Source organism: Streptomyces sp. FXJ1.172, assembly GCF_001636945.3.
Taxonomy (GTDB): Bacteria; Actinomycetota; Actinomycetes; order Streptomycetales; family Streptomycetaceae; genus Streptomyces.
This window is the reverse complement of record NZ_CP119133.2, coordinates 7,336,712-7,359,883: the sequence shown is the minus strand read 5'-3', so window position 1 is coordinate 7,359,883 and position 23,172 is coordinate 7,336,712. Positions and strand designations below refer to the sequence as shown.

Here is a 23,172-nt window from a genome sequence, read left to right as displayed (position 1 = left end):
GTCCCCACGGAGGAAGCGTGACCACCACCCTCGCCGGCGGCCGTGCCGCCCGCCGACAGACGATGCGCCGCATCCGCCCGCGCCGCTCCCCGGCCGTCCCGCTGCTGCTCGCCGTGTGGGCGGGCGCGGTGGCGGTGCTGTGGCTGTGGTGGCACAACACCCCGTCCATCGCCGACGACACCGGCCGGGTCGTCAACGCGGGCCGGATCACCGGTCTGCTCGCCGGCTATCTGATGGCGCTGGTCGTGCTCCAGATGGCGCGCGTCCCGGCGCTGGAGCGGCGGGTCGGCTCCGACCGGGTGGCCCGCTGGCACGCGATGAGCGGCCGCTACACGCTCTGTCTGATCGTCGCGCACGTCTTCCTCATCATGTGGGGGTACGCGCTCCAGGCGGGCAAGTCGCTGAGCTACATCGTCCAGCAGACCGTCAACTCCATCAATCAGCTGCCCGACATGGGCAAGGCGGCCATCGGCGCCGCGCTGTTCGTGCTCATCGGGCTGACGTCGATCGGCGCGGTGCGCCGCCGGCTGCCGTACGACACCTGGTACCACGTCCATCTGCTGACGTACGCGGCGGTGTTCCTGACGTTCTGGCACCAGATCACCAGCGGCAACGACTTCGCCGTCGAGCCGGTCGCCAAGACCTTCTGGTACGGGCTGTACGGCACGGTCACCGCGCTCGTGATCTGGTACCGGATCCTCACCCCGATCCGGCTGAACCTCAAGCACCGGATGCGGGTCGAGGCGGTCATCGAGGAGACGCCGGGCATCGTGTCGGTGCTGATCGGCGGGCGGAAGCTGCACCGGATGGGCGCCGAGGCGGGCCAGTTCTTCCGCTGGCGGTTCCTGGCCCCCGGGATGCGGTTCAGCTCGCACCCGTACTCGCTGTCGGCGGCGCCCCGCCCGGACATGCTGCGGATCACCGTGAAGGCGATCGGCGACCACAGCGCCCGGCTGCGCGAGCTGACGCCCGGCACCCGGGTGTGGGCCGAGGGCCCGTACGGGGCGATGACCGCGCAGCGCCGCAGCCGGGGCAAGGTGCTGCTGGTCGCGGGCGGGGTCGGGATCACTCCGATGCGGGCGCTGTTCGAGACGCTGCCCGGCGCGGCCGGGGACATCACGCTGCTCTACCGGGCCAACACCACGCAGGACCTGGCCCTGTGGGACGAGCTGGCGAAGATCGCCGACGAGCGCGGTGCCCGGCTGATGTACGCGGTGAACAGCCCGGAGGGCGAGCGGCCGGACATCTCCGCGGAGAACCTCCAGCGGAAGATCCCGGACATCGACCGGCACGATGTCTTCATGTGCGGCCCGACCGGGTTCGCGCAGTCGGTGTACGAGGCACTGCGCGGCGCGGGAGTCCCCGCCCGCCGCATCCATCACGAGTCGTTCGAGATGTGAGCGGGAGCTGTACTGAAGATGAGGAAGAACCACCCCCTTCGGCGGATCGTGCTGGTCTCGGCCGCGACCGTGTCCGGTGTCGTCCTGCTGCTGTCGCTGAAGCCCGCGTCGGATCCGGCGTCGGCCGCGGCGGGCGCGGCCCCGCAGCAGACCGCGGGGGCTCAGCCGCCGGCACAGGGCGGGACACAGCCGGCCGGCGCGACCACCGGCACGGTGACCGGTGACGCGACGCAGACGCAGTACGGGGTCGTGCAGGTGCGGCTGACCGTCGCGGGCGGCAAGATCACCCAGGCGGCGGCGGTCCAGGCGCCCAAGGGCGGACTGAGCGACCAGAAGACGGCGAAGGCCGTCCCGAAGCTCAACCAGGAGGCCGTCGCTGCGCAGAGCGCGCAGATCGACGCGGTGTCCGGGGCGACGTACACGAGCAACGGCTACAAGAAGTCGCTGCAGTCGGCGCTGGACCGGATGAAGTCGTCCGCAGGGGCCAACTCCTCCGGTTCCGCGGGCACTTCGGGCGCCGCCGGCTCCTCGGGCGCCTCTCGCTCCGCCGGTTCGTCCGGTTCCGCCGGTTCCTCGGGTTCCTCGGGTGCCGCGCAGGCCCGTACGGTCACCGGGAAGGTCGCGCAGACCCAGTACGGCCCGGTGCAGGTGCGGATCACGGTGAGCGGCGGCAAGATCACCCAGGCCTCGGCGGTCCAGGCGCCCAAGGGCGGACTGAGCGACCAGAAGACGGCGATGGCCGTCCCGAAGCTCAACCAGGAGGCCGTGGCGGCCGGGAGCGCGAGCATCGACGCCGTCTCCGGCGCCACCTACACCAGCACCGGCTACAAGCAGTCCCTCCAGTCGGCGCTGGACCAGGCCGGTGGCTGACACGATGGCCGGCCCAGCCGGGACTCCCGCCGCGGTACGTCATGCCGAGGAGGTCATGGGGACGGTCTTCTCCTTCGACGTCCGCGGCGGGGAACCCCGTGCGGTACGCGCGGCCCTGGAGGAGGCGGTCGCGGGCCTCCACCGGGCCGACGCGCTCTTCTCCACCTACCGCGAGGACAGCGAGGTCTCCCGGCTGGCCCGGGGTGAGCTGTCCGTCGCCGAGTGCGCTGCCGAGGTGGCCGAGGTGCTGGACCTCGCGGCGGAGGCGGAGCGGGTGAGCGAGGGCTGGTTCAGCCCGCGTTACCAGGGCTCGCTCGATCCCACCGGCATCGTCAAGGGCTGGGCCGCCGAGCGGGCGGCACGGCGGCTGGCGGAGGTCGACGGGGTGTGCGGGGTGAGTGTCAACGGGGGCGGGGACGTACAGCTGCTCGGCACGCCGGAGCCGCAGCGGCCGTGGCGGGTGGGGGTGGCCGATCCGCTCCGGCCGGGGGGCCTCGCGGCGGTGATCTCGACGGCGGGGGTGGCCGAGCTGTCGGTGGCGACTTCGGGGACGGCCGAGCGCGGTGCGCACATCGTGGATCCGCGCACGGGGAGACCGGCGGTGACGGATCTGGTCGCCGTGACGGTGGTCGGGCCGCGGCTGACCTGGGTGGACTGCTGGGCCACGGCGGCGTTCGCGATGGGCTCGCGGGCCGGGGCGGCGTGGCTGGAGTCCCTGCCCGGCGTGGAGGGGCTGCTGATCACCGCGGGCGACGAGGTGCGGTGCACCGGCGGGTTGGCGGCGAGGCTCGGCTGACAGCGGTGTTCCGAGCGAAATCCCCGAGCGGTTTTCTCGCCGGGGAGCCATCCGATTTCCGCCCCGGGACGTATCCGGGGTACAGCAAGTTTCGGGAGGAACGCGATGGCCATCTTCAACACTCTGCTGCCCGCATTCCGTTCTGACCACGGGATCGACTCCTCGCGTCACGACCACGGGCACCACCACGAACACCACCGGCACGACCACGAGGACGACCGTCACCGCCACGGCCACCGGCACGACCGTGACCACGGTCATGGTCACGACCGCGACGACGACCGCTACTGAGATCGCACACCAGGCTGAGCGGACCGGTGGCAGGCGGCCCCGGTCCGCTTCGCCGCTCCCCGGGGAACGCGTCCCATGATGCACGTCCTTCGGCGTCCGCCGGCGGTGTCGTGCCCGCCGCGCCCGCCGTCCCGCCGCGCGAGGTGTTCCGGCGGTTCTGGCCGTACACGCGCGGCGGCCGTCGCTGGCTCGTCCCCGTTGTCCTGTTCAGCCTGGCCGGACCGGCCGTCGACGCCGCGGAGATCTGGCTCTTCAAGATCGTCGTGGACGGTGTGCTCGTACCCCGTGACCTGCGGCCGTTGCTGTGGATCCCACCCGTCTTCCTCGGACTCGTCATCTGCTCCGGGGCGCTGGCGTACGCGGACGAGGTGACGTCGACCTGGGTCGGCGAGCGCTTCCTGCTCGCTCTGCGCGCCGCTGTGTTCCGGCACGTCCAGGGCCTGTCGCTCGGCTTCTTCGAACGCCGGCGGCTCGGCGACGTGCTGTCCCGCCTCACCGGGGACGTCGACGCGGTCGAGACGTTTCTGCTCTCGGGGGTGGCGGACGCCCTCTACTACGTCGTCCAACTCGGCCTCTTCCTGGGCCTGTTGCTCTATCTGCGGTGGGACCTGACCCTGCTCGCGCTCGTCATCGTGCCGCTGTTCTGGGCCGCCGCGGCACCTCGCACGGCAGCTCAGGACGGTCTCACGGGAGCGCAGGCGGCGCAGCGGCTCGCTGAGCGCGATCGCCGAGGAGGCGCTCGGCAACGTCGCCCTGGTGCAGGCGTACAACCGGCAGGGGTGGGAGGAGGCCCGGTTCGAGCGGGAGAGCGCGGGCAGGTTCCGGGCGGCGATGTCCTCGGTACGGATCCGGGCCGTCTACGGTCCCGTCGTGGAGATCATCGAGGTGGCCGGCGGGCTCGCGGTCATGGGCCTGGGCACCTGGAAGCCGGCCCAGGGTCAGCTCACGCTGGGCGGACTGCTGGTCTTCCTGGCGCTGATCGGCAAGCTCTACGGCCCGGTGCACGGCCTGTCCGGGCTGGGCACCGCCTTCTGCACGGCCGCCGCCTCGGCCGAGCGGATCATCGAGTTGCTGGACCAGCGCCCGCAGGTCGTCGAGACCCCGGGCGCCCGGCGGACCGGCCGCGTGCGGGGCGAGGTGGAGTTCGACGGCGTCTGGTTCCGCTATCCCGGGGCCGCCGCGTGGGCGCTGTCGGACGTGTCCTTCCACGTCGGCCCGGGCGAGACGCTGGCGCTGGTCGGGGCCGGCGGGGCGGGCAAGTCGACGGTCGCAAGGCTCCAGTTGCGCTTCTACGACCCCGAGCGGGGCACGGTCCGGCTCGACGGCACCGATCTGCGGGACCTGAGCCTGACCGGCGTGCGGGAGAACGTCGCGGTGGTGCTCCAGGAGTCGTAGACCTGGGCATGGCGCCATGCGCGCTCGAACGTCAACTGGGCGATGTCCTCCGCCAGTTGCTCATCCCCGGTGACGGCCATGGCGACCCCGAAGACCCGGTGCTGGAACCTTCGTACGAAGACGACCGCGAGTTCCGGATCACCGGTGGCCAGCCCGGACAGCAGCGCCTCGTCCGGGAGGCGGCCCACGGGGGACCGGAAACCCGACACACCTCTGTATACGGCCGACGGCCGCCAGGGGATTGCCCGCCCACCTGCCCGCCCGTCGCGGAAGATCACATTCCCATTCTCCGCCGACGGGTGGGGCGTCGCATGCGGGCTCAGTGCCCGTTCTGTGCCAGTCGCAGCATGTGGTCCGCGAGGGCCTGGCCGCCGGTCGGACTACGGCTGATCAGCATCAGCGTGTCGTCACCGGCGATGGTGCCGAGGATGTCGTGCAGCTCGGCCTGGTCGATGGCCGAGGCGAGGAACTGGGCGGCACCGGGCGGGGTGCGCAGGACCACGAGGTTGGCCGAGGCCTCGGCGGAGATCAGCAGCTCCTGGGACAGCCGCCGCATCCGCTCCTCCTTCGCCGACTCGCCGAGCGGAGCGCGCGGGGTGCGGAAACCGCCCTCGCTCGGCACCGCGTAGATCAGGTCGCCGTCGGTGTTGCGGATCTTCACCGCGTTCAGCTCGTCCAGGTCCCGGGAGAGCGTCGCCTGGGTGACGCTCAGCCCGTCGTCGGCGAGCAGCTTGGCCAGCTGACTCTGCGACCGCACCGGCTGCCGGTTGAGGATGTCCACGATCCGGCGGTGCCGTGCGGTGCGGGTCTGCGGTACGGCGGGCCCGGCACCCGCCTGCTCGTTGTCCTGCGCCTCGCTCATCGTCGTCTCATTCTCCGGATCGTCCGTCCCCGTCCACCGGGTTCGCTGCGTCGAGGATGCCGGGCAGCGCCTGGAGCAGCGCTCCCACCTCGTCGTCGCGAAGGTTCAGCGGCGGCATGAGCCGTACGACGTCGGGGGCGGGCGCGTTCACCAGGAACCCGGCCTCCTGGGCCGCCTGCTGCACCTGCTGTGCGCGCGGCCCGGTGAGCACGATACCCAGCAGCAGGCCCGCGCCCCGGACATGGTCGATCAACGGGTGGCCCAGCGCCTCGATCCCCTCGCGCAGCGCGGCGCCCTGCCGCTTGGCGTTCTCCAGCAGGCCCTCGTCCGCGATGGTGTCGAGCACGGCGAGCCCGGCGGCGCAGGCGACGGGGTTGCCGCCGAAGGTCGTGCCGTGGTGGCCGGGGTGGAGCAGTTCGGCGGCGCGGCCGAAGGCCACCGTGGCGCCGAGCGGCAGACCGCCGCCGAGCTGCTTGGCCAGGGTGACGACGTCGGGGAGCACGCCCTCGTGGGCCTGGTACTCGAACCAGGTGCCGGTGCGGCCGATGCCGGTCTGCACCTCGTCGAGGACCAGCAGGGCACCGGTGGCGGCGGTGATCGCGCGGGCCGCCTTGAGGTAGCCGGCCGGGGGCACGACCACGCCGTTCTCGCCCTGGACCGGCTCGATGACCACCAGGGCCGTCTCCTCGGTGACCGCCGCCGCCAGCGCCTGGGCGTCGCCGTAGGGCACGTGGGTGACGTCGCCGGGCAGCGGGCGGAACGGGTCCTGTTTGGCGGGCTGGCCGGTGAGCGCGAGGGCGCCCATCGTCCGGCCGTGGAAGCCGCCGTGGGTGGCGACGATGTGGGTGCGCCCGGTCAGCCGGCCGATCTTGAAGGCGGCCTCGTTGGCCTCGGCGCCGGAGTTGCAGAAGAAGACCCTGCCCTCGCGGCCGAAGAGCTGGAGCAGCCGTTCGGCGAGGGCGACGGTGGGCTCGGCCATGAAGAAGTTGGAGATGTGGCCGAGGGAGGCGATCTGCCTGCTCACGGCCTCCACGATCGCCGGGTGGGCGTGACCGAGCGCGTTGGTGGCGATGCCGCCGACGAAGTCGAGGTACTCATGGCCCTCGGAGTCCCACACCTTCAGGCCCGCGCCGCGCACGAGGGGCAGTCGCGGGGTGCCGTAGTTGTTCATGAGCGCGCCCTGCCACCGCGCGGTCAGTTCCTGGTTGCTCATGACTCCCCCTGTTCGTCCGGCACGACCATCGTGCCGATGCCCTCGTCGGTGAAGATCTCCAGCAGGATCGAGTGCTGGACCCGGCCGTCGATGACGCGGGCGGTCTGCACGCCGTGGCGCACGGCGTGCAGGCAGCCCTCCATCTTCGGCACCATCCCGGAACTCAACTCCGGCAGCAGTTTTTCCAGTTGGGACGCGGTGAGCCGGCTGATCACCTCGTCGGAGTCCGGCCAGTCCTCGTAGAGTCCCTCGACGTCGGTGAGGACCATGAGGGTTTCGGCGCCCAGAGCAGCAGCGAGTGCCGCAGCCGCCGTATCAGCATTGACGTTGTAGACATGTCCGTCGTCCTGGGAGCGGGCGATGGAGGAGACGACAGGGATACGGCCGTCGGCGAGCAGGGCCTCGATCGCGCCCGTGTCGATGTCGGTGATCTCGCCGACCCGTCCGATGTCGACGAGTTCGCCGTCGATCTCGGGGGTGTGCCTGGTGGCGGTGATGGTGTGCGCGTCCTCGCCGGTCAGGCCGACGGCGAGCGGGCCGTGCTGGTTGAGCAGGCCGACCAGTTCACGCTGCACCTGGCCGGCGAGCACCATCCGGACGACGTCCATGGCGTCCTCGGTGGTGACGCGCAGGCCCGCCTTGAACTCGCTGACGATGCCGTGCCTGTCGAGGGCGGCGCTGATCTGCGGGCCGCCGCCGTGCACGACGACGGGCTTGAGGCCGGCGTGCCTGAGGAAGACGACGTCCTGGGCGAAGGCGGCCTTCAGGTCCTCGTTCACCATGGCGTTGCCGCCGAACTTGATGACGACGACCTTGCCGTGGTGCCGGGTGAGCCAGGGCAGTGCCTCGACGAGGATCTGGGCCTTGGGCAGCGCGGTGTGTTTACGCGTGGGAGTCATGACGAGTAGGCGCTGTTCTCGTGAACGTAGTCGGCGGTCAGGTCGTTGGTCCAGATCGTCGCCGTCTCGGTGCCCGCGGCGAGGTCGGCGACGATGTGCACCTCGCGGTAGCGCATGTCGACCTTCTCGCGGTCCTCGCCGACGGAGCCGTTCTTGCAGACCCAGACGCCGTTGATGGCGACATTCAGCCGGTCCGGCTCGAAGGCGGCGCTCGTCGTGCCGATCGCGGAGAGCACCCGGCCCCAGTTGGGGTCCTCGCCGTGGATCGCGCACTTGAGGAGGTTGTTGCGGGCGATGGAGCGGCCCACCTCGACGGCGTCCGCCTCGCTCGCCGCGTTGACCACCTCGACCTTGATGTCCTTGCTGGCGCCCTCGGCGTCGCCGATGAGCTGCCGGCCGAGGTCGGCGCACACGGTGCGCACCGCGTCGGCGAACTCCTCGTACTGCGGGGTGAGGCCCGAGGAGCCGGAGGCGAGCAGCAGCACGGTGTCGTTGGTGGACATGCAGCCGTCGGAGTCGACGCGGTCGAAGGTGACCTTGGTCGCGGCGCGCAGGGCCCGGTCCAGGGCCTCGCCGTCGAGGTCGGCGTCGGTGGTGAGGACGACGAGCATGGTGGCGAGGCCGGGTGCGAGCATGCCCGCCCCCTTGGCCATGCCGCCCACCGTCCAGCCGTCCTTGGTGACCACGGAGGTCTTGTGGACGGTGTCGGTGGTCTTGATGGCGATGGCGGCCTTCTCACCGCCGTGCTCGGACAGCTGGGCGGCGGCCGTTTCGATCCCGGGGAGCAGCTTGTCCATGGGGAGCAGGACGCCGATGAGGCCGGTGGAGCAGACGGCGACCTCGATGGCGCCCCGGCCGAGCACCTCGGCGGCCTTCTCGGCGGTGGCGTGGGTATCCTGGAAGCCCTTGGGGCCCGTACAGGCGTTGGCGCCGCCGGAGTTGAGGACGACGGCCGAGACCTGGCCGCTGCGCAGGACCTGCTCGGACCACTGCACCGGCGCGGCCTTCACACGGTTGGCGGTGAAGACGCCGGCGGCGGCGCGGCGGGGCCCGTTGTTGACCACGAGGGCGAGGTCGGGGTTGCCGTTCTCCTTGATCCCGGCGGCGATGCCCGCCGCCGTGAATCCCTTGGCTGCCGTGACACTCACGGTGCGACTCCGATCGTGGAAAGGCCGGTGGTCTCGTCGAGACCCAGGGCGATGTTCATGCTCTGGACGGCACCGCCCGCGGTGCCCTTGGTCAGGTTGTCGATGGCGCTGATCGCGATGATGCGGCCCACGGACTCGTCGTACGCGACCTGCACCTGAACGGCGTTGGAACCGTGGACGGACGCCGTCGCGGGCCACTGGCCCTCGGGGAGCAGGTGGACGAAGGGCTCGTCGGCGTAGGCCTTCTCGTAGGCGGCCCGGACGGACTCGGCCGTGACGCCGTCCTTCGCCGACGCGCTGCACGTGGCGAGGATGCCACGGGGCATCGGCGCGAGGGTCGGGGTGAAGGAGACGGCGATCCGCTCCCCCGCGGCCGCGCTGAGGTTCTGGATCATCTCGGGGGTGTGCCGGTGGCCGCCGCCGACGCCGTACGGCGACATGGAGCCCATGACCTCGCTGCCGAGCAGGTGCGGCTTCGGGGTCTTGCCCGCGCCGGAGGTGCCGGACGCGGCGACGATCACGGCCTCGGGCTCGGCGAGTGCGGCCGCGTACGCCGGGAACAGGGCGAGCGTGACGGCGGTGGGATAGCAACCGGGCACCGCGATGCGCTTGGACCCCGTAAGCGCGGCGCGGGCGCCCGGCAGTTCGGGCAGGCCGTAGGGCCAGGTGCCGGCATGCGCGGAGCCGTAGAACCTCTCCCAGTCGGCCGGGTCCTTCAGCCGGAAGTCGGCGCCCATGTCGACCACGAGGACATCGGGGCCGAGCTGCTCGGCGACGGCGGCGGACTGCCCGTGGGGCAGCGCCAGGAAGACCACGTCGTGTCCGGCGAGGGCCTCGGCCGTGGTCTCGGCGAGGACCCGGTCGGCCAGCGGCAGCAGATGCGGCTGGAGCGCGCCGAGCCGCTGGCCGGCGTTGGAGTTTCCGGTCAGGGCACCGATCTCGACCTCGGGGTGTGCGAGGAGCAGACGCAGGACCTCTCCGCCCGCGTATCCGCTCGCTCCGGCCACCGCCGCACGTACCGCCATGTCCATCCTCCTCGTGATGGCATGACTATACGTATCGCTGCAGTTTTATGCAATCGACTTGCAGGAAGCTGCCACGGGCGCACCTCTTGCGACGGATCGCGGCCATCCAGCTCGTCCAATGGGCCACGCAGGCCTCCGTCGCGGAAGCGGCCCACTTTCTCGGCGTCGACGCCGAAAGGACGCTTTACACCCAGGACAACATCCGCATCTGGCTGAACTCCACTCACGAAGTCAAGGACTGCGGGCTCGCCCTACGCGACCTGGCCGCAGAGTTCGAAGGCCGGACACACGGCCTCATCGACTACCAGCGTCGCCGCGAAGCCCTGCGCGACTGGTCGCTCACCTCTGCCGCCTGGCAGCACCTGACCAGTCAGCTGGGGCCGCCCCACGGCAAGCAACCCGTCCTCGACGCTCGCAAGCGCCAGGACGCGTCTGTGTTCGTCTGGGTCTACGTCACGCGTGGTGAGCACCTGTTCGCGCCTCGCCTCATCGAAGCCGAGCAGCCGCCACACGTTCAGAAGCGATGGACTGCTCGGCGCAACACCACATGGCACCAACTCACTGGCCCGAACCCCGGCCCGCACTACATCGCCCTGCGCCAGCTTCTCACCGAGTACGCCGAGCAACTCGCCCAGAGCATCGACAGCGGGAAACCGGCAACGATGCCGTAACGCTTCTCAATCACAAGCGACTTGATAGCCAATGTCTGCCGCCGCACCCCAAGCGTTGCTGATCGGGTCGGCACCCCCAGCCTGAATAAACGCGCGGTTCAAGCTATGAGCAGGCGGAGGCCGAGATCTGCCGCGTCGAGGTCGGCGAGGTCGCTGTTGCGCTCGGCCCACCGGCCGGAGTCGAGGTCGTCGCTGAGGCTTCGTACCGCCCGCTGCTCGGCCTCCGACCCGACCCGCGTCCACACCGACATCGCACGGCGCACGTGATCCTCCAGATAAGCCCCCGGGCGGCGCCAGTACGCCTCGAACAGGCCGTCGGCGCAGTCCCATGGGATGGGCACCGGCTCAGCGCGGGCGCCGATCGCGTCGGCCATCCCAGCAAGCGAAGGAAATTCTGCGAGGACAGCGGCGAACTCGGGCAGGTAGTCGCGGGTAAGCCAGAACCGGTCCTGCCATCCGGGCTCATCGGTGTCGAACGTGAGCACCACCACGCGGCGGGCAACGCGCCGCATCTCGCGCAGCCCCGCTATCGGGTCCCCCCAGTGGTGAACGGTGGAGACGGCCATCGCGACGTCGAAGGACTGGTCCTCGAACGGCAGGCTCTCCGCGGCGGCGGCCACGCACGGCGCCGAGCCGGCAGGCCGCTGCCCCCGCATGACCGCAGACGGCTCCACCGCGGTCACGTCGCGATCAGCAGGCTCGTAGGAGCCGGTGCCGGCCCCGACGTTCAGCACCGTCTGCGCGTCCCCGAGCGCGTCCCAGATCTGCGCGGCGATCCGCGGCTCCGTACGCCGTGTCGCGGTGTAGGCACCGCCGATCGCGTCGTACAGCCGCGCGCCGAGCATCTCCAGTTGCTCCTCCGGTGTCACCTTCAGTCCCTTCGCCCGTGCCTCAAGTTCCCTGTCGATGGCCGTCACCATGGCGTCAGCGCGATCACGCCGCTCCAGCAGCAGGCCGCGAAGTCGGTGCAGGTGCGCGACCGCGTCGGTGGACGGGTCGCCGACCAGTTCGGCAACCTCGCGCAGCCCGAAGCCCAATCGCCGATAGGCCAGCACCTCCCGCAGCCGCTCCACATCGCCCGCCGAATATGCCCGGTACCCGGCCACGGTCCGCGTCGACGGCCGAACGAGCCCGATCTCGTCATAGTGATGCAGCGTGCGGACGCTCACGCCGGCCAGCTCGGCCACGCGTCCCACGGTCCAGTGATCTTCCACGGCACCGACTATGGAGCCTGACGCCACGTGAGGGTCAAGAGCCGGCGTTGACTCCGGCCCGATGTCCGTCGGGGCCACCTACCAGCCCTCTCAGGGCCAACAACAAGTCTTCGCAAGCCTCTGGCCACCTGCTACCGAACGTCGCGGGGCCACCTATCGGTCTTTGTCACAGCGAGCTTCTACGTCTACGACACCCCGGCTCGCCCTGGAGCGCGGGCTGCTGCCGCTCGGACAGCAGCCCGCGCCGGAAGCGGCTGCTTCCGCTTGATCACTTCTGCTTGATCACTTGTGCTTGATCACCTCTGCTTGATCCTCAGGAAGGTGACGGAGTTCGCCGGGAAGGTGTACGTGAACCTGTCGGCGACCCCGGTGAAGGTGGACGTGACCGGCGCGACCGCCGTGGCCGTCTCGCTGTTCACCGCGTCCGGCGCGGCGGCCAGCGTGGTCACCCCGGCCCGGGAGGACACCTTGGCGCGGCCGAGGTCGATCGCCGTACGGGCCGCCGAGGACTGGTCGTTGACGACCTTGACGATCAGCTCACCGGTCTTCGCGTCCCGCGTCACGACCTGGCGGAACGGCTCGGCCGGTTTGTCGTCGGTGAAGCTGCCCCACTGCTGCCCGTCGAGCAGCAGGGTGACCTGGCGGCCGCGCACCTTGATGTCGATGTCGTAGGCGCGGCCCGTCTCGACCGAGCCGGCCTTGGAGACCAGCGTGGACTTGCCGCCGTCCACGGCCTGCTCGACCGCGGTCTGGGTGTTGTTCCAGCCGCCGATGTTCCACCAGTAGTAGTTGCCGGTGTCCTTGACGCCGAAGGCGACGAGGAAGCCTTCCTGGCCGGCCTTCTTGGTGGCCTTCACATGCAGGTCGTAGTCGTGCCAGGAGGGGTCGCCCGCGGAGACCATGGTGTTCTGGGCGCTGGTGTCGCTCTGGACGTACTGGCCGTCCTGGATGCTCCAGCTGCCGGTGCCGGTGTGGGTCCACTTCGAGGCGTCGCCGGAGAAGTCGTCGCCGAACAGGGCCGAGCCGTCGGCGGCGGTGACCTTCACGTCGTCGTAGGCGGCGCTGGTGTTCCAGGTGGACAGGCCGACGGCGCCGGTGATGGGGCCGCTGACGTTGGGCGTGGTGGTGGCCGTGCTCGGCACCACCCGGTCGCCGACGTTGTTCATGAACAGCTTCTGGACCTCGTAGTTGGCCGATCCCCAGGAGGCGTGGTTGTTGAACCACACCAGGTCCGGGCGCCACTGGACGTAGTCCTCGTTGGCGAACAGCGGGGCGTAGGAGGCGAGTCGGACGACGTCCGCGTTGCGTTCCAGGCCGGTCATGTACGCCGCCTCGGCGAGGCCGTTCTTGAAGGCGTTGCCCTGGGAGGCGTACTCGCCGACGAAGACCTTGGGGCCGGAGCGGTCGTAGGAGTCGTAGCGGTCGTTGTTCTGCAGGAACCACTGCGGGCTCTTGTAGTAGTGCTCGTCGACCATGTCGACCTTGGCGTCCTTGTTGAGCTTCCAAGCCGTGTCGAAGGTCGTGCCGCTGGAGTCGGGGCCGGAGTTGGAGATGAACTGCATGTACGGGTACTTCGCCTGGATGGCCGCGCGGAACCGGGTGAAGCGGGCGAAGAAGTCCTCCGGCAGGTTCTCCTCGTTGCCGACCTCGATGCGGGTGAGGTGGAAGGGTTTCGGGTGACCCATCCGGGCGCGCACCTTGCCCCACTTCGAGGTCGCCGGCCCGTTGGCGAACTCGACCAGGTCGAGGGTGTCCTGGATGTGCCGCTCGAGCAGGGCGTCGTCGTCCACGGCCTTGTTCTGGCCGCAGCCGGTCACCAGGGCCGGGACGACGGGCAGGGGCATGGCGCCGATGTCCTCGGCGAAGCGGAAGTACTCGTAGTAGCCGAGGCCGTAACTCTGGTTGTAGCCCCAGAAGTCGGAGTTGGTCGCGCGGGTCTCGACCGGGCCGATGGTGTCCTTCCACTGGTAGGCGCGCTTGCGCTGCCAGCCGGAGGCCTCGCTGTAGTCCTGCATGGAGCCGGTGTTGACCAGGCAGCCGCCGGGGAAGCGCAGGAAGCCGGGGTGCAGGGCGGCGACCTTCTCGGCGAGGTCCTTGCGCAGGCCGTTGGGCTCGTGCCGGTAGGTGTCGCGCGGGAAGAGGGACACCATGTCGAGGGCCGCGGCGGCGGAGGAGGCGACGGTGAGGCGGCCGGTGGTGCTGGTGCGGGTCGCGGTGAAGGTGGCCCGGTACTGGGCCCAGCCGCCCTTCTTCACGGCGATCCGCCGGGCGGACGCGAGGGTGCCGCCCGCGTCCTGGAGGCCGACGCCGAGCGTGGTGCCGGCGTCGGCGCGGGCCCACACCGAGAAGTCGTACTTCTTGCCGTCCTGGACGGCGATGCCGGTGTTGTAGCCGGAGTTGGTGACCGATGAACCGGCGCCCAGGGAGAGGTAGTTGCGGTTGCGGTCGGCCAGGCGGCCGGAGTCGTTCACGACCTGCGCGCTGCCCGAGACCGTCCAGGCAGTCAGCGGGGTGTACGCCTTGTTGTCGTCGGTGGAGTACTCGAAGGACCGGTTCTGGACCAGTTCGGCGTACAGGCCGCCGTCGGCGGCCCGGTTGATGTCCTCGAAGAAGACGCCGTACATCGTCTTGTCGATAGCGGGCCCCTTGGCCGAGGGGTCGACGCTGATCGAGTAGTCGGTGACGTCGTCGGCGTGGGCGGGGGCGGGGAGGGCGGCCATGGCGAGCAGAACGGCGCTCGCGCCCAGGCCGAATCGCCAGCGGGCGGTGCGTGACATGGATACTCCGCGGCTCTGAGGTGTCCGGAGGACAAGTTCGTTCGAAATATCAGACAGTTGTCAGCACTTCGAACGGCAAAAATAGGGAAGAGGTATGAGCACGTCAATGGGGCGGGCGATGCCGGGAAGGGGTGAGCCGATGGGCGAGGAGTTCTGGCCGGTCGCCGATGTGCTGGCCCATCTGGCCGGGCGCTGGCGTGTCGGGCGCAGCGTGCGGGATCTGGCCGGCCGGGGCGAGGGGCACTTCTGCGGGGTGACCCTCTTCAGCCCGCTGGACGGCGGCGGGCTGCTGCACGAGGAGTCCGGGGACTTCACCTGGCAGGGCGTGACCCGCCCCGCGACCCGGACGCTGCGCTTCCTGCCGGGAGCCGCCCCGGGCACGGCCGACGTACGCTTCGCCGACGGGCGGCCCTTTCACCCGCTGGACCTCCGCACGGGGCGGTACGTCGCCGACCACCCGTGTGCGGCCGATCTCTACCGGGGCGAGTTCACCGTCCGGGACGCCGACCACTGGCGCACGCTCTGGCGGGTCGGCGGACCCGCGAAGGACCTCCTGCTCACGACCGACTACGCGCGCGAGGGCTGAGCGGAAGCGGCGTCGAAGCGGAGGTTCCAGCGGCCTGCGCGGCCGGTCACGGTGATCGTCGACAGCGGGCGCACATCGAGGTTCCAGTAGGTCGCGGGCGGCGCCTTCAGGGCGTAGACCAGGGCCGCGCGGACCACGGCGGGTTCGGCGACGGCGACGATCCGGCCGCCGTCCGCCGCCGGCCGGGTGTCGAGCCAGCCACCGACCCGGGAGACGAACGCCAGCAGGGACTCGCCGCCGTGCGGGGTGGCGCGGGGGTCGGCGAGCCAGGCGTCCACCGCGTCCGGCTCGCGGGCCATCGCCTCGCCCAGGGTCAGCCCCCGCCAGCGGCCCATGCCGCAGTCCCGCAGCGCCGGCTGGACCAGCGGGGTGTAGCCCAGGGCGTCGCCGGTGGCCCGGCTGCGCGGGGTCGGCGAGCAGTAGCGCAGCTCGGCGCCGGCCAGCGGCAGCAGCTCCCCCGCGACGCGCTGCACCTCGTCCCAGCCGGCCCGGTCCAGCGGCCGGTCGTCCTCGAAGCGCTCCGCGAGCAGTGGGGCGCTGCGCGCGGCGGCGACGAACGTCACCCTCAGTGGCATGCGGTGATGGTGTGCCGCGGGTGAACACAGGTCAAGGGGTGTCCCGTGTGAGTTACGCCGGGTGTGCGGGCGCTCACTCGAAAAGTCTTCGTTCGCGAGGGTGCCGCTCGAACGTTCCTTGCTCAGAAGTTCCGCGCTCGAACAGGCCTGTGGAACACCTCGTCGCAGGCCGCCCGCAGCCGCCGTACGCCCTCCGCGATCTCCCCGGTCCCGGCGACCGCCGCGAAGCTCAGCCTCAGGTGGGCGGCGGGAGGTTCGGCGCTGAAGTAGGGGCGGCCGGGGGTGAGGGCGACGCCCGCGCGCAGGGCGGCCGCGGTGAGGGCCGACTCGTCGGCACCCTCGGGCAGGCGCAGCCACAGGTGGTAGCCGCCGGAGGGGATGTGGGGCAGGGCGAGTTCGGGCAGGTGCGTGGCGAGCGCGGCCGTCATGGCGTCCCGCCGGGCCTTCAACTCGCCCGACAGGGCCCGCAGATGGCGGGACCAGGCCGGGGAGCCGACCAGTTCCAGGGCCGCCTCCTGCAGCGGCCGGGGCACGAAGAAGCTGTCCACGACCTGGATGGCGCGCAGGCGTTCCAGCACCGGACCGTGTGCGGCCAGCGCGGCCACCCGGAAGCTGGGCGAGGTCGCCTTGGTCAGCGAGCAGACGTGCACGACGACGCCGTCCGGGTCGTCGGCGGCCAGCGGAGGGGGCAGCGGGCCCGCGTCGGCGTGCGCGAGGCGCCGTACGTAGTCGTCCTCGATGACGAACGCGCCCGCGGCGCGGGCGATGCGCAGCACCTCGGCGCGGCGGTCCGGGGCGAGGACCGCGCCGGTCGGGTTCTGGAACAGGGGCTGGCAGACGAACACCCGGGCGCCGGTGGCCCGGAAGGCGTCGGCGAGCAGATCTGGCCGTACGCCGTCGGGGTCGACCGGCACCGGGACCGGGCGCAGTCCGGCCGAGCGGGCCAGCGCCAGCATGCCCGGGTAGGTGGGCGACTCCACGAGCACCTGCGCGCCGGGCGGGGCGAGCGCCCTGAGAGCCGTGGCCAGCGCGGACTGCCCGCCGGCGGCGATCAGCACCTCCGCGGCCGTGACGGCGCCGCCGATGCCGCGCGCGAACCACTCCCGCAGCTCCGGCAGCCCCTCCAGCGGGGGCCTGCCCCACGCACCGGGCCGCCGGCCGGCCCGGGCGAGGGCCGCCGCCATCGCCCGCTCGGGCTGGAGGGAGGGATGGGGGTAACCGCCGTTGAACTCCAGCACTCCCGGGGGCGGTACGGCGAGGCAGATCGTGACGCCGGAGGCGTCCACCGTGCGCGGTACGAGGTCGGCGGCGCCCTCGGCGCTCAGCGCGACCTCCTGCCAGGAGGTGTCCCCGGCGGGCTCGGCGGGAGTGCGCGGCCGGGCCCGGAAGGCGCCCGCGCCGGGCCGGGTGACCACCAGCCCCTCGGCGGCCAGCTGGGCCAGCGCCCGCGAGACGGTCACCGGACTCACGTGGAACCGCTCGACCAGGGCCCGGCTCGATGGGAGCTTTCCCCCCGGAGAGTAGCGGTCGAGGTCCCGTCGGAGCTGTTCTGCCAGTTCATTGACGCTGCTACGCTGGTGCATGAGAGCACAGAGTAGCGCTACTGCCCCCGCCCCGATAGCGGTCACCGCCCCGCGCGAGCGGAGTGGCCTCGGCACCGGCCTGGCCGCCCTCGGCGTCGCCTCCTTCTCGCTCACCTTCCCGGCCACCGCCTGGGGTCTGGAGGGATTCGGGCCCTGGTCGCTGGTGGCCGTGCGCAGCGTCCTGGCCGCGCTGGTCGCGGGCGGCTGTCTCCTCGCCCTGCGGGTTCCGCTGCCCGAGCGCCGTCATCTGCCGGGCATCACGGTCGTCGCCGGCGGTGTGGTGCTCGGCTTCCCGCTGCTGAGCACGCTCGCCCTGCAGACCTCCACCACCGCGCACGCGGCGGTCGTGGTGGGGCTGCTGCCCCTGACCACGGCCGTGTTCTCGGCGCTGCGCACCGGCAGCCGCCCCTCGCGCCGGTTCTGGCTGGCCGCGCTCGCGGGGGCCGCGGCCGTGGTCGCCTTCACCCTCACCCGCAGCGGCGGCGCGCTCACGGCCGCCGACGGCTGTCTGTTCGCGGCCCTGCTGGTGTGCGCGGCCGGATACACCGAGGGCGGCCGGCTGGCCCGGGTGATGCCGGGCTGGCAGGTGATCGGCTGGGCGCTGGTGCTGTGCCTGCCGCTGAGCGTGCCCGGCGCCGCGGTGGCGCTGACGTACGAGCCCGTCCATCCCGTGTGGCACGCCATCGCCGGTGTGCTGTGGGTGGCGCTGGGCTCGCAGTTCCTCGGCCTGGTCGTCTGGTACCGGGGGATGGCGGTCATCGGGATCCCCCGCGCCAGCCAGTTGCAGTTGGCCCAGCCGCTGCTCACACTGGTGTGGTCGGCGCTGCTGCTGGGCGAGCACTTCACGGCGGCTGCTCCCCTGACTGCCGTCGCCGTGCTCGTGTGCATCGCCGTCACCCAGCGGTCGTGATCGTGAGGAGGGCCCGACATGCGTGCTTCCAAGGGCGACAAGCTGGTCCAGCACGGCAGAGTGGTCGGCCAGCACGACCAGGAGTCCGAAGTCGTCGAAGTGATGGGCGAGAAGGGCAATCCGCCCTACCGCGTCCGGTTCCCGGACGGCCACGAGGCGATCATGTCCCCGGGGCCCGACTGCCAGGTCAAGCACAAGGAAGAGCACCAGAAGTAGCTCACCGTGGCGGCCTCGCCGACCGGCCGTAGTGATCGGCGACCACACGTGCCATCGCGCCGATCGGGTCGGCCGCCACGTCCTTCGCGGCGAAGAACACATGCCCGCGCACCTGCGGGTACCGGGCGGCCAAGGTGAGGTGCCGGGACAGCTCGATGGGGTCCTGCCACGCCGGGGGCTGCCCGGCGGCACCCGCCTTGTAGAGGGCCTCGCCGATGTACAGACGTGTCCGCGTGCCCCGCGCGACCGACGCCCACCAGTCGACCAGCTTCGCGTAGTCGGCGGCGGCGAAGCCGATGTTCCAGTACAGCTGCGGGACGAGGTAGTCGATCCAGTGCTCGCGCACCCATCTGCGGGTGTCCGCGTTCAGGTCGTCGTACGTCTGCACGCCCGCCCGGGTGTCCGAGCCGCGCGGGTCGGTCGAGGCGTTGCGCCACACCCCGAAGGGGCTGATCCCGAACCGGGTGCCGGGCCGGACCCGCCGTATGCCGGCGGCCATGCCCTTGACCAGCTTGTCGATGTTGTCCCGCCGCCACGCGGCCCGGCTGCCGAAGTCGCCGCCGTAGCGGTCGTAGGCGTCATCGTCGTCGAAGGTCTGCCCGGCGACCGGGTAGGGGTAGAAGTAGTCGTCGAAGTGGACGGCGTCGACCGGGTACTTCGCGACCGCGTCGAGCATCGCCCGCTGGACGAAGGCACGGACCTGGGGCAGGCCGGGGTTGTAGTAGAGCTTGCCGCCGTAGGGCACCACCCAGTCGGGGTGCCTGCGGGCCGGGTGCGAGGGGGCCAGCCGGCCGAGGTCGGTGTCGAGCGCGATCCGGTACGGATTGCACCAGGCGTGCAGTTCCAGGCCCCGGGCGTGGGCCTCGTCCACCGCGGTGCCCAGCGGGTCCCAGCCGGGGTCCGCGCCCTGCGTTCCGGTGAGGTACTCGGACCAGGGCTCGTACGGGGACGGCCACAGGGCGTCGGCGGTGGGCCGCACCTGGAAGATCACCGTGTTGAGCCGGTCCCGGACCGCGTTGTCGAGATGGGCGATCAGCTCCCTGCGCTGGCCGGCGGCCGGCAGCCCGGGCCGGGAGGGCCAGTCCCGGTTCGCGACCGTCGCGACCCACACGCCCCGCATCTCGCCGGCCCCCCGCGGCCGGTGCCCCGGCCCCCTGGGGCCCGGCAGCGCCACCGCGTCGGGCGCCGTGGCCAGCGTCGACAGTGCCGCCAGGGCGAAGGCCCGCCGTGACAGCTCCCCCATCCGCACACCCCCATACGCACCGGATCCGCTCCGTCACGGATCGTTCCGCGCTCCAGGATGCCCCTACCCGCGCGATCGATCATCGATACTTGGCGGTAACGTGCACGATCGGAGCAGGCACCGAAACCCGGAGGCCCTGCGAGTGCCGTAGATCAGCGAAGGGGTCGATGTGACGGGCATCCCAGCGGGAGACATTGCGCGCGTCGGGGTCGTGGGCTGCGGCCAGATGGGCGCGGGCATCGCCGAGGTGTGCGCCCGCGCCGGACTGGACGTGAAGGTCGCCGAGACCACCGGCGAGGCTCTGGAGATCGGCCGTACCCGGCTGTTCAACTCCCTGTCCAAGGCCGCCGAGCGCGGCAAGATCAGCGAGGAGGAGCGGGACGCCACCCAGGCGCGCCTGAGCTTCACCACGGACCTCGGCGAGTTCGCCGACCGCGACCTGGTGATCGAGGCCGTCGTGGAGAGCGAGCCGGTGAAGACGGAGATCTTCCAGGTGCTCGACCAGGTGGTGACCCGCCCGGACGCGATCCTGGCCTCCAACACCTCCTCGATCCCGCTGGTGAAGCTGGCGGTCGCCACCTCCCGCCCGGACCACGTGGTCGGCATCCACTTCTTCAACCCGGCCCCGGTGCAGGCACTGGTCGAGCTGATCCCGGCGCTCACCACCTCCGAGGGCACCCTCAGCCGCGCCCAGCTCTTCGCCGAGAAGGTGCTCGGCAAGCACGCCATCCGCGCCCAGGACCGCTCCGGTTTCGTGGTCAACGCGCTGCTGGTGCCCTACCTGCTCTCCGCGATCCGGATGTTCGAGTCGGGCATCGCCAGCCGCGAGGACATCGACAACGGCATGGAGATGGGCTGCGCCCACCCGATGGGCCCGCTGAAGCTGTCCGACCTGATCGGCCTGGACACCATCGTCTCCATCGCCAACTCGATGTACGCCGAGTACAAGGAACCGCTGTACGCCGCTCCCCCGCTGCTCCAGCGCATGGTCGAGGCGGGCCGGCTGGGCCGGAAGTCCGGTTCGGGGTTCTACACCTACGGCTGATCACACAGAGCTACGCCTTACGGCCCGGCACCGGACTCGGTGCCGGGCTCATCTGTTTCACACACCGTGTGCGCGCCGGGCACGCATATGCCCGTCGCACACGCTCCCCACGCGCCCACCAGGCGAGTTGACTCCTCATGCGCATGCAAGGGATGCGGAACCATCCATGCCGACTACTGAAAGGAGTGGACCCGTGACCGTCGATCCGGAGCATCCCGTGGTCCCCGGAGAACTCGCAGAGTTACGGCGCCGCCTCGACGTGGCCTATGCCCGTGTCGAGGGAGGGCTGGCGCTGCTCAGCCACCGCACCGAGGAGACCGCGAAGGAACTGGACGAGCTGAACTCCCGCATGGTCTCGCTGGAACACACGCGCTGGCCGTTGCCTTCGCTCGCCGCACTCACGGCCCTGGGAGCGCTGGTCGTGACGGTCTGGCAGGCCGTCGCGGCCCGTTAGGGCCTGCCCCCGGCCCCCCTGTCAGCCTTCGGCGAGCCTGAGGTGGTGCAGCAGCAGTAACGCGGCCGCCATGTTGGCGGCCGGGACCTCCCCACGGGCGATCATGTCGGGGACGAGTTTGAGGGGAACCCATTCCCGGCGGTCCGACTCGAAGTCGTCCACGGGATGTCCGACGTACTCGCCCCGGTCGGACCAGTAGATGTGGTGCCGGGCGTCGGAGAGGCCGTTGGACGGCTCCACGGTCATGAGGTGGTGCAGGGGCCCCGGCCGCCAGCCGGTCTCCTCCTCCAGCTCCCGGGCGGCCGCCACGGCGATGTCCTCGCCGTCCTCGACGACACCCGCGGGCAGTTCCCAGCCCCAGCTGTCGGTGATGAAGCGGTGCCGCCACAGCAGCAGCACCTCGTTGGCCTCGTTGACGACCGTGGCCACGGCCACCGGCCGCAGCCGGATCAGGAAGTGGTCGAGGTGCCGGCCGTCCGGCAGCTCGACATCAGCGAGATTGACGCTGAACCAGCGATTTTCATACACAGTCTGTTCGTTCTGTTTCGTCCACTGCACGGTTCTGCCACCTTCCGCCGAGTAAGTGGCAATATCGCAGCAGGGACGGAGTACCCACAGAGGGCCTACAGCGGTACGCGCAGTGCCCCGTCGATGAGTTCGGCGGCCTCGGCGGTGCCGGCCGAGCCGCAGTTCACCAGGTGCTCGCGCACCGCGCGGAGTCTGTCGCGCAGCCGCTGGGACTCCATTCCGCGCGCCTGCTCGGCCATCTGCACGGCGGTCGCCACCGCCTTGTCGGCCTGGCCCTGGCGCAGTTCGATCGTGCACAGCATGGCGAGCCGGTGCACCCGCCCCCGGTCATGGGCGGGGTTGTCGACCGCCGCCGCCGCGTGCTCCCGGGCGGCGGAGATTTCACCGAGACTGAGGAGCGCCTCGGCCACCTGCACATTGACCAGACCCGGCTGCACATATCCGGTCTCGTCGGGTTCGTACCCGCGCCGGATCCGCTCGGCGGCCGTCTCCGCGCGCCGGATGCAGGACAGCGCGCTGCCGGCGTCGCCGAGGTGGGCGTACGCCTTGGCCTGCATCGCGTACAGGTCGGAGGCGAGCGCCGGGGTGATGTGCTTGCCGGCGGCCCGCAGCGCGGCCTCGGCGAAGGCGACGGCCTGCCGGTACTCCCGCATGAACAGCGACTGGTTGACCAGCAGCGCTATCACATACGCCCCAAGTCCCCGGTCGCCGCTGGCCTTTGCGAGCCTGAGCGCCTGGTGGAAGTAGCGCTGGGCGAGCCCGTGGGCGTCGGAGTCGTAGGCGCAGATGCCCGCCACCGCCACCAACCCGCCGGTGGCCCGGTGCAGTTGACGCCCGGTGGCGTCGGTGTAGCTGCCGCGCAGCAGCGGTGCCGCCTCGGCGTTGAGGAAACCGACGATCCGGGTCCGGGTCGCGATGCCGCCGGCCTTCCGGTACATCTGCTCGTAGTGTGCGCGGGCGGCTCGCAGCATCTCGATGTCGGCCGTGGTGACCCGGTGCCGGCCGCCGCGGGAGACATCGACGTCCTCCGGCGGGTTCTCCCACTCCCACACCGGCATGACCGCAGGGGTGCCGGTGACGGCGGCGGCGTCCAGCACATGGGGTCGCTGCTGTTCGTCCGAGCGCCACAGGGCGGTCGCCCGCTCCACGAAGCCGGACAGCGACCCGGCGTGCGCGACGCTCGGCTCACCGGGCACCCCGAGGCCGATGTCGTCGAGGGTGACCGGCCGGTGCAACCGCCCGGCCAGCACCTCGCAGATCAGATCGGGCACCTGACCGCGCGGCCGCTGCCCCTTCAACCACCGTGCCACGGCGGTGTGTTCGTAGCGGAGCGTGAGGCCCCGTCGCCGGCCGGCCTGGTTGACATGGGCGGCGAGACCGGCGTGCGAGATCCCCGCCTCGTCCAGGATCGCGTCGAGCAGAGTATTGGGCTGCATGGGATGCCCCCCGAGTGGCCTGGTGCCGTTCAGCG

The 23,172-nt window shown here is 71.3% G+C and carries 23 protein-coding genes and 2 pseudogenes; 12 read left to right on the top strand and 13 right to left on the bottom strand.

The features are described 5' to 3' along the window. Positions 1-17: 17 nt before the first annotated feature. The 6 genes and pseudogenes from A6P39_RS33115 (at position 18) to A6P39_RS33090 (ending at position 4,752) form a co-directional block, all read left to right on the top strand. Positions 18-1,400, top strand: a complete 1,383-nt coding sequence (locus A6P39_RS33115) for a ferredoxin reductase family protein (RefSeq protein WP_067055078.1) — start codon at positions 18-20, stop codon at positions 1,398-1,400. An 18-nt stretch (positions 1,401-1,418) separates the two neighbouring features. After that, positions 1,419-2,270 carry an FMN-binding protein gene (locus A6P39_RS33110; protein WP_067055075.1) on the top strand — a complete coding sequence of 284 codons (852 nt, stop codon included), beginning with the start codon at positions 1,419-1,421 and terminating at the stop codon, positions 2,268-2,270. A 4-nt stretch (positions 2,271-2,274) separates the two neighbouring features. After that, entirely contained in the window at positions 2,275-3,066 is a 792-nt protein-coding gene (locus tag A6P39_RS33105) for an FAD:protein FMN transferase (protein ID WP_067055166.1), read from the top strand. A 105-nt stretch (positions 3,067-3,171) separates the two neighbouring features. After that, complete coding sequence (locus A6P39_RS33100; protein ID WP_067055073.1) at positions 3,172-3,357, top strand: hypothetical protein; 186 nt, start codon at positions 3,172-3,174, stop codon at positions 3,355-3,357. Between the two features lie 26 nt (positions 3,358-3,383). Further along, positions 3,384-3,950 (top strand): annotated as a pseudogene (locus tag A6P39_RS33095) (ABC transporter transmembrane domain-containing protein); the annotation flags it as partial. Positions 3,951-4,071: 121 nt separating this feature from the next. After that, entirely contained in the window at positions 4,072-4,752 is a 681-nt protein-coding gene (locus tag A6P39_RS33090; RefSeq protein ID WP_267893393.1) for an ATP-binding cassette domain-containing protein, read from the top strand. Here the strand turns inward: A6P39_RS33090 and A6P39_RS33085 are convergent. The 6 genes and pseudogenes from A6P39_RS33085 to argC all read right to left on the bottom strand — a co-directional run. Continuing rightward, a pseudogene (locus A6P39_RS33085) lies at positions 4,677-4,961 on the bottom strand (RNA polymerase sigma factor); the annotation flags it as partial. The gene A6P39_RS33090 and the pseudogene A6P39_RS33085 overlap by 76 nt on opposite strands. 110 nt (positions 4,962-5,071) lie before the next feature. Next, entirely contained in the window at positions 5,072-5,614 is a 543-nt protein-coding gene (locus A6P39_RS33080; RefSeq protein ID WP_067055070.1) for an arginine repressor, read from the bottom strand. Between the two features lie 7 nt (positions 5,615-5,621). Next, a complete protein-coding gene (locus A6P39_RS33075) occupies positions 5,622-6,827 on the bottom strand; it encodes an acetylornithine transaminase (protein ID WP_067055066.1) in 1,206 nt (401 codons plus the stop codon). Next, positions 6,824-7,726 carry an acetylglutamate kinase gene (gene argB / locus A6P39_RS33070; protein WP_067055063.1) on the bottom strand — a complete coding sequence of 301 codons (903 nt, stop codon included), beginning with the start codon at positions 7,724-7,726 and terminating at the stop codon, positions 6,824-6,826. The genes A6P39_RS33075 and argB overlap by 4 nt, the downstream gene beginning before the upstream one ends. Further along, the gene (gene argJ / locus A6P39_RS33065) at positions 7,723-8,874 is read right to left on the bottom strand and encodes a bifunctional glutamate N-acetyltransferase/amino-acid acetyltransferase ArgJ (protein WP_067055060.1); all 1,152 of its coding nucleotides are present in this window, start codon (positions 8,872-8,874) and stop codon (positions 7,723-7,725) included. Before argJ ends, argB begins: the two co-directional genes overlap by 4 nt. Beyond that, positions 8,871-9,899 carry an N-acetyl-gamma-glutamyl-phosphate reductase gene (gene argC, locus A6P39_RS33060; RefSeq protein ID WP_067055057.1) on the bottom strand — a complete coding sequence of 343 codons (1,029 nt, stop codon included), beginning with the start codon at positions 9,897-9,899 and terminating at the stop codon, positions 8,871-8,873. Before argC ends, argJ begins: the two co-directional genes overlap by 4 nt. Positions 9,900-9,985: 86 nt before the next feature. On the opposite strand from argC, the gene A6P39_RS33055 reads away from it, so the two are divergent. Further along, positions 9,986-10,570 carry a hypothetical protein gene (locus A6P39_RS33055; protein WP_067055054.1) on the top strand — a complete coding sequence of 195 codons (585 nt, stop codon included), beginning with the start codon at positions 9,986-9,988 and terminating at the stop codon, positions 10,568-10,570. A gap of 98 nt (positions 10,571-10,668) precedes the next feature. On the opposite strand, the gene A6P39_RS33050 is transcribed toward A6P39_RS33055, so the two are convergent. Beyond that, a complete protein-coding gene (locus tag A6P39_RS33050; RefSeq protein WP_067055050.1) occupies positions 10,669-11,766 on the bottom strand; it encodes a MerR family transcriptional regulator in 1,098 nt (365 codons plus the stop codon). A 314-nt stretch (positions 11,767-12,080) separates the two neighbouring features. Beyond that, positions 12,081-14,561, bottom strand: coding sequence for an alpha-L-arabinofuranosidase C-terminal domain-containing protein (locus tag A6P39_RS33045; RefSeq protein ID WP_067055047.1), 2,481 nt, complete (start codon positions 14,559-14,561; stop codon positions 12,081-12,083). A 94-nt stretch (positions 14,562-14,655) separates the two neighbouring features. Between A6P39_RS33045 and A6P39_RS33040 the strand changes: the two genes are divergently transcribed. Beyond that, a complete protein-coding gene (locus A6P39_RS33040) occupies positions 14,656-15,147 on the top strand; it encodes a DUF6314 family protein (protein WP_443053008.1) in 492 nt (163 codons plus the stop codon). On the opposite strand, the gene A6P39_RS33035 is transcribed toward A6P39_RS33040, so the two are convergent. Continuing rightward, positions 15,129-15,722 carry a histidine phosphatase family protein gene (locus tag A6P39_RS33035; protein WP_067055041.1) on the bottom strand — a complete coding sequence of 198 codons (594 nt, stop codon included), beginning with the start codon at positions 15,720-15,722 and terminating at the stop codon, positions 15,129-15,131. The two genes, A6P39_RS33040 and A6P39_RS33035, sit on opposite strands and share 19 nt — an antisense overlap. Positions 15,723-15,844: 122 nt before the next feature. Further along, the gene (locus tag A6P39_RS33030) at positions 15,845-17,305 is read right to left on the bottom strand and encodes an aminotransferase-like domain-containing protein (protein ID WP_067055038.1); all 1,461 of its coding nucleotides are present in this window, start codon (positions 17,303-17,305) and stop codon (positions 15,845-15,847) included. On the opposite strand from A6P39_RS33030, the gene A6P39_RS33025 reads away from it, so the two are divergent. Both A6P39_RS33025 and A6P39_RS33020 read left to right on the top strand, forming a co-directional pair. Further along, entirely contained in the window at positions 17,304-18,215 is a 912-nt protein-coding gene (locus A6P39_RS33025; RefSeq protein WP_067055035.1) for a DMT family transporter, read from the top strand. The two genes, A6P39_RS33030 and A6P39_RS33025, sit on opposite strands and share 2 nt — an antisense overlap. Before the next feature lie 18 nt (positions 18,216-18,233). Next, positions 18,234-18,431 carry a DUF1918 domain-containing protein gene (locus A6P39_RS33020; protein ID WP_067055032.1) on the top strand — a complete coding sequence of 66 codons (198 nt, stop codon included), beginning with the start codon at positions 18,234-18,236 and terminating at the stop codon, positions 18,429-18,431. Position 18,432: 1 nt separating this feature from the next. Here A6P39_RS33020 and A6P39_RS33015 read toward each other — a convergent pair whose 3' ends face one another. Then, entirely contained in the window at positions 18,433-19,674 is a 1,242-nt protein-coding gene (locus A6P39_RS33015) for a glycoside hydrolase family 10 protein (RefSeq protein WP_199841016.1), read from the bottom strand. Between the two features lie 169 nt (positions 19,675-19,843). Between A6P39_RS33015 and A6P39_RS33010 the strand changes: the two genes are divergently transcribed. Beyond that, complete coding sequence (locus tag A6P39_RS33010; RefSeq protein WP_079133797.1) at positions 19,844-20,719, top strand: 3-hydroxybutyryl-CoA dehydrogenase; 876 nt, start codon at positions 19,844-19,846, stop codon at positions 20,717-20,719. A 193-nt stretch (positions 20,720-20,912) separates the two neighbouring features. Next, positions 20,913-21,173 carry a hypothetical protein gene (locus A6P39_RS33005; protein WP_067055026.1) on the top strand — a complete coding sequence of 87 codons (261 nt, stop codon included), beginning with the start codon at positions 20,913-20,915 and terminating at the stop codon, positions 21,171-21,173. A 21-nt stretch (positions 21,174-21,194) separates the two neighbouring features. On the opposite strand, the gene A6P39_RS33000 is transcribed toward A6P39_RS33005, so the two are convergent. Next, a complete protein-coding gene (locus A6P39_RS33000; protein WP_067055023.1) occupies positions 21,195-21,731 on the bottom strand; it encodes an NUDIX hydrolase in 537 nt (178 codons plus the stop codon). Positions 21,732-21,796: 65 nt separating this feature from the next. Then, positions 21,797-23,137 carry a transcriptional regulator gene (locus A6P39_RS32995; protein WP_067055020.1) on the bottom strand — a complete coding sequence of 447 codons (1,341 nt, stop codon included), beginning with the start codon at positions 23,135-23,137 and terminating at the stop codon, positions 21,797-21,799. Positions 23,138-23,172: the final 35 nt, after the last annotated feature.

Coding starts and splice junctions, on each gene's coding strand:
- A6P39_RS33110 (WP_067055075.1), top strand. CDS start 1,419: ATGAGGAAGAACCACCCCCTTCGGCGGATCGTGCTGGTCTCGGCCGCG.
- A6P39_RS33105 (WP_067055166.1), top strand. CDS start 2,275: ATGGCCGGCCCAGCCGGGACTCCCGCCGCGGTACGTCATGCCGAGGAG.
- A6P39_RS33100 (WP_067055073.1), top strand. CDS start 3,172: ATGGCCATCTTCAACACTCTGCTGCCCGCATTCCGTTCTGACCACGGG.
- A6P39_RS33080 (WP_067055070.1), bottom strand. CDS start 5,614: ATGAGCGAGGCGCAGGACAACGAGCAGGCGGGTGCCGGGCCCGCCGTA.
- A6P39_RS33075 (WP_067055066.1), bottom strand. CDS start 6,827: ATGAGCAACCAGGAACTGACCGCGCGGTGGCAGGGCGCGCTCATGAAC.
- argB (WP_067055063.1), bottom strand. CDS start 7,726: ATGACTCCCACGCGTAAACACACCGCGCTGCCCAAGGCCCAGATCCTC.
- argC (WP_067055057.1), bottom strand. CDS start 9,899: ATGGCGGTACGTGCGGCGGTGGCCGGAGCGAGCGGATACGCGGGCGGA.
- A6P39_RS33045 (WP_067055047.1), bottom strand. CDS start 14,561: ATGTCACGCACCGCCCGCTGGCGATTCGGCCTGGGCGCGAGCGCCGTT.
- A6P39_RS33040 (WP_443053008.1), top strand. CDS start 14,656: ATGAGCACGTCAATGGGGCGGGCGATGCCGGGAAGGGGTGAGCCGATG.
- A6P39_RS33035 (WP_067055041.1), bottom strand. CDS start 15,722: ATGCCACTGAGGGTGACGTTCGTCGCCGCCGCGCGCAGCGCCCCACTG.
- A6P39_RS33025 (WP_067055035.1), top strand. CDS start 17,304: ATGAGAGCACAGAGTAGCGCTACTGCCCCCGCCCCGATAGCGGTCACC.
- A6P39_RS33030 (WP_067055038.1), bottom strand. CDS start 17,305: ATGCACCAGCGTAGCAGCGTCAATGAACTGGCAGAACAGCTCCGACGG.
- A6P39_RS33020 (WP_067055032.1), top strand. CDS start 18,234: ATGCGTGCTTCCAAGGGCGACAAGCTGGTCCAGCACGGCAGAGTGGTC.
- A6P39_RS33015 (WP_199841016.1), bottom strand. CDS start 19,674: ATGGGGGAGCTGTCACGGCGGGCCTTCGCCCTGGCGGCACTGTCGACG.
- A6P39_RS32995 (WP_067055020.1), bottom strand. CDS start 23,137: ATGCAGCCCAATACTCTGCTCGACGCGATCCTGGACGAGGCGGGGATC.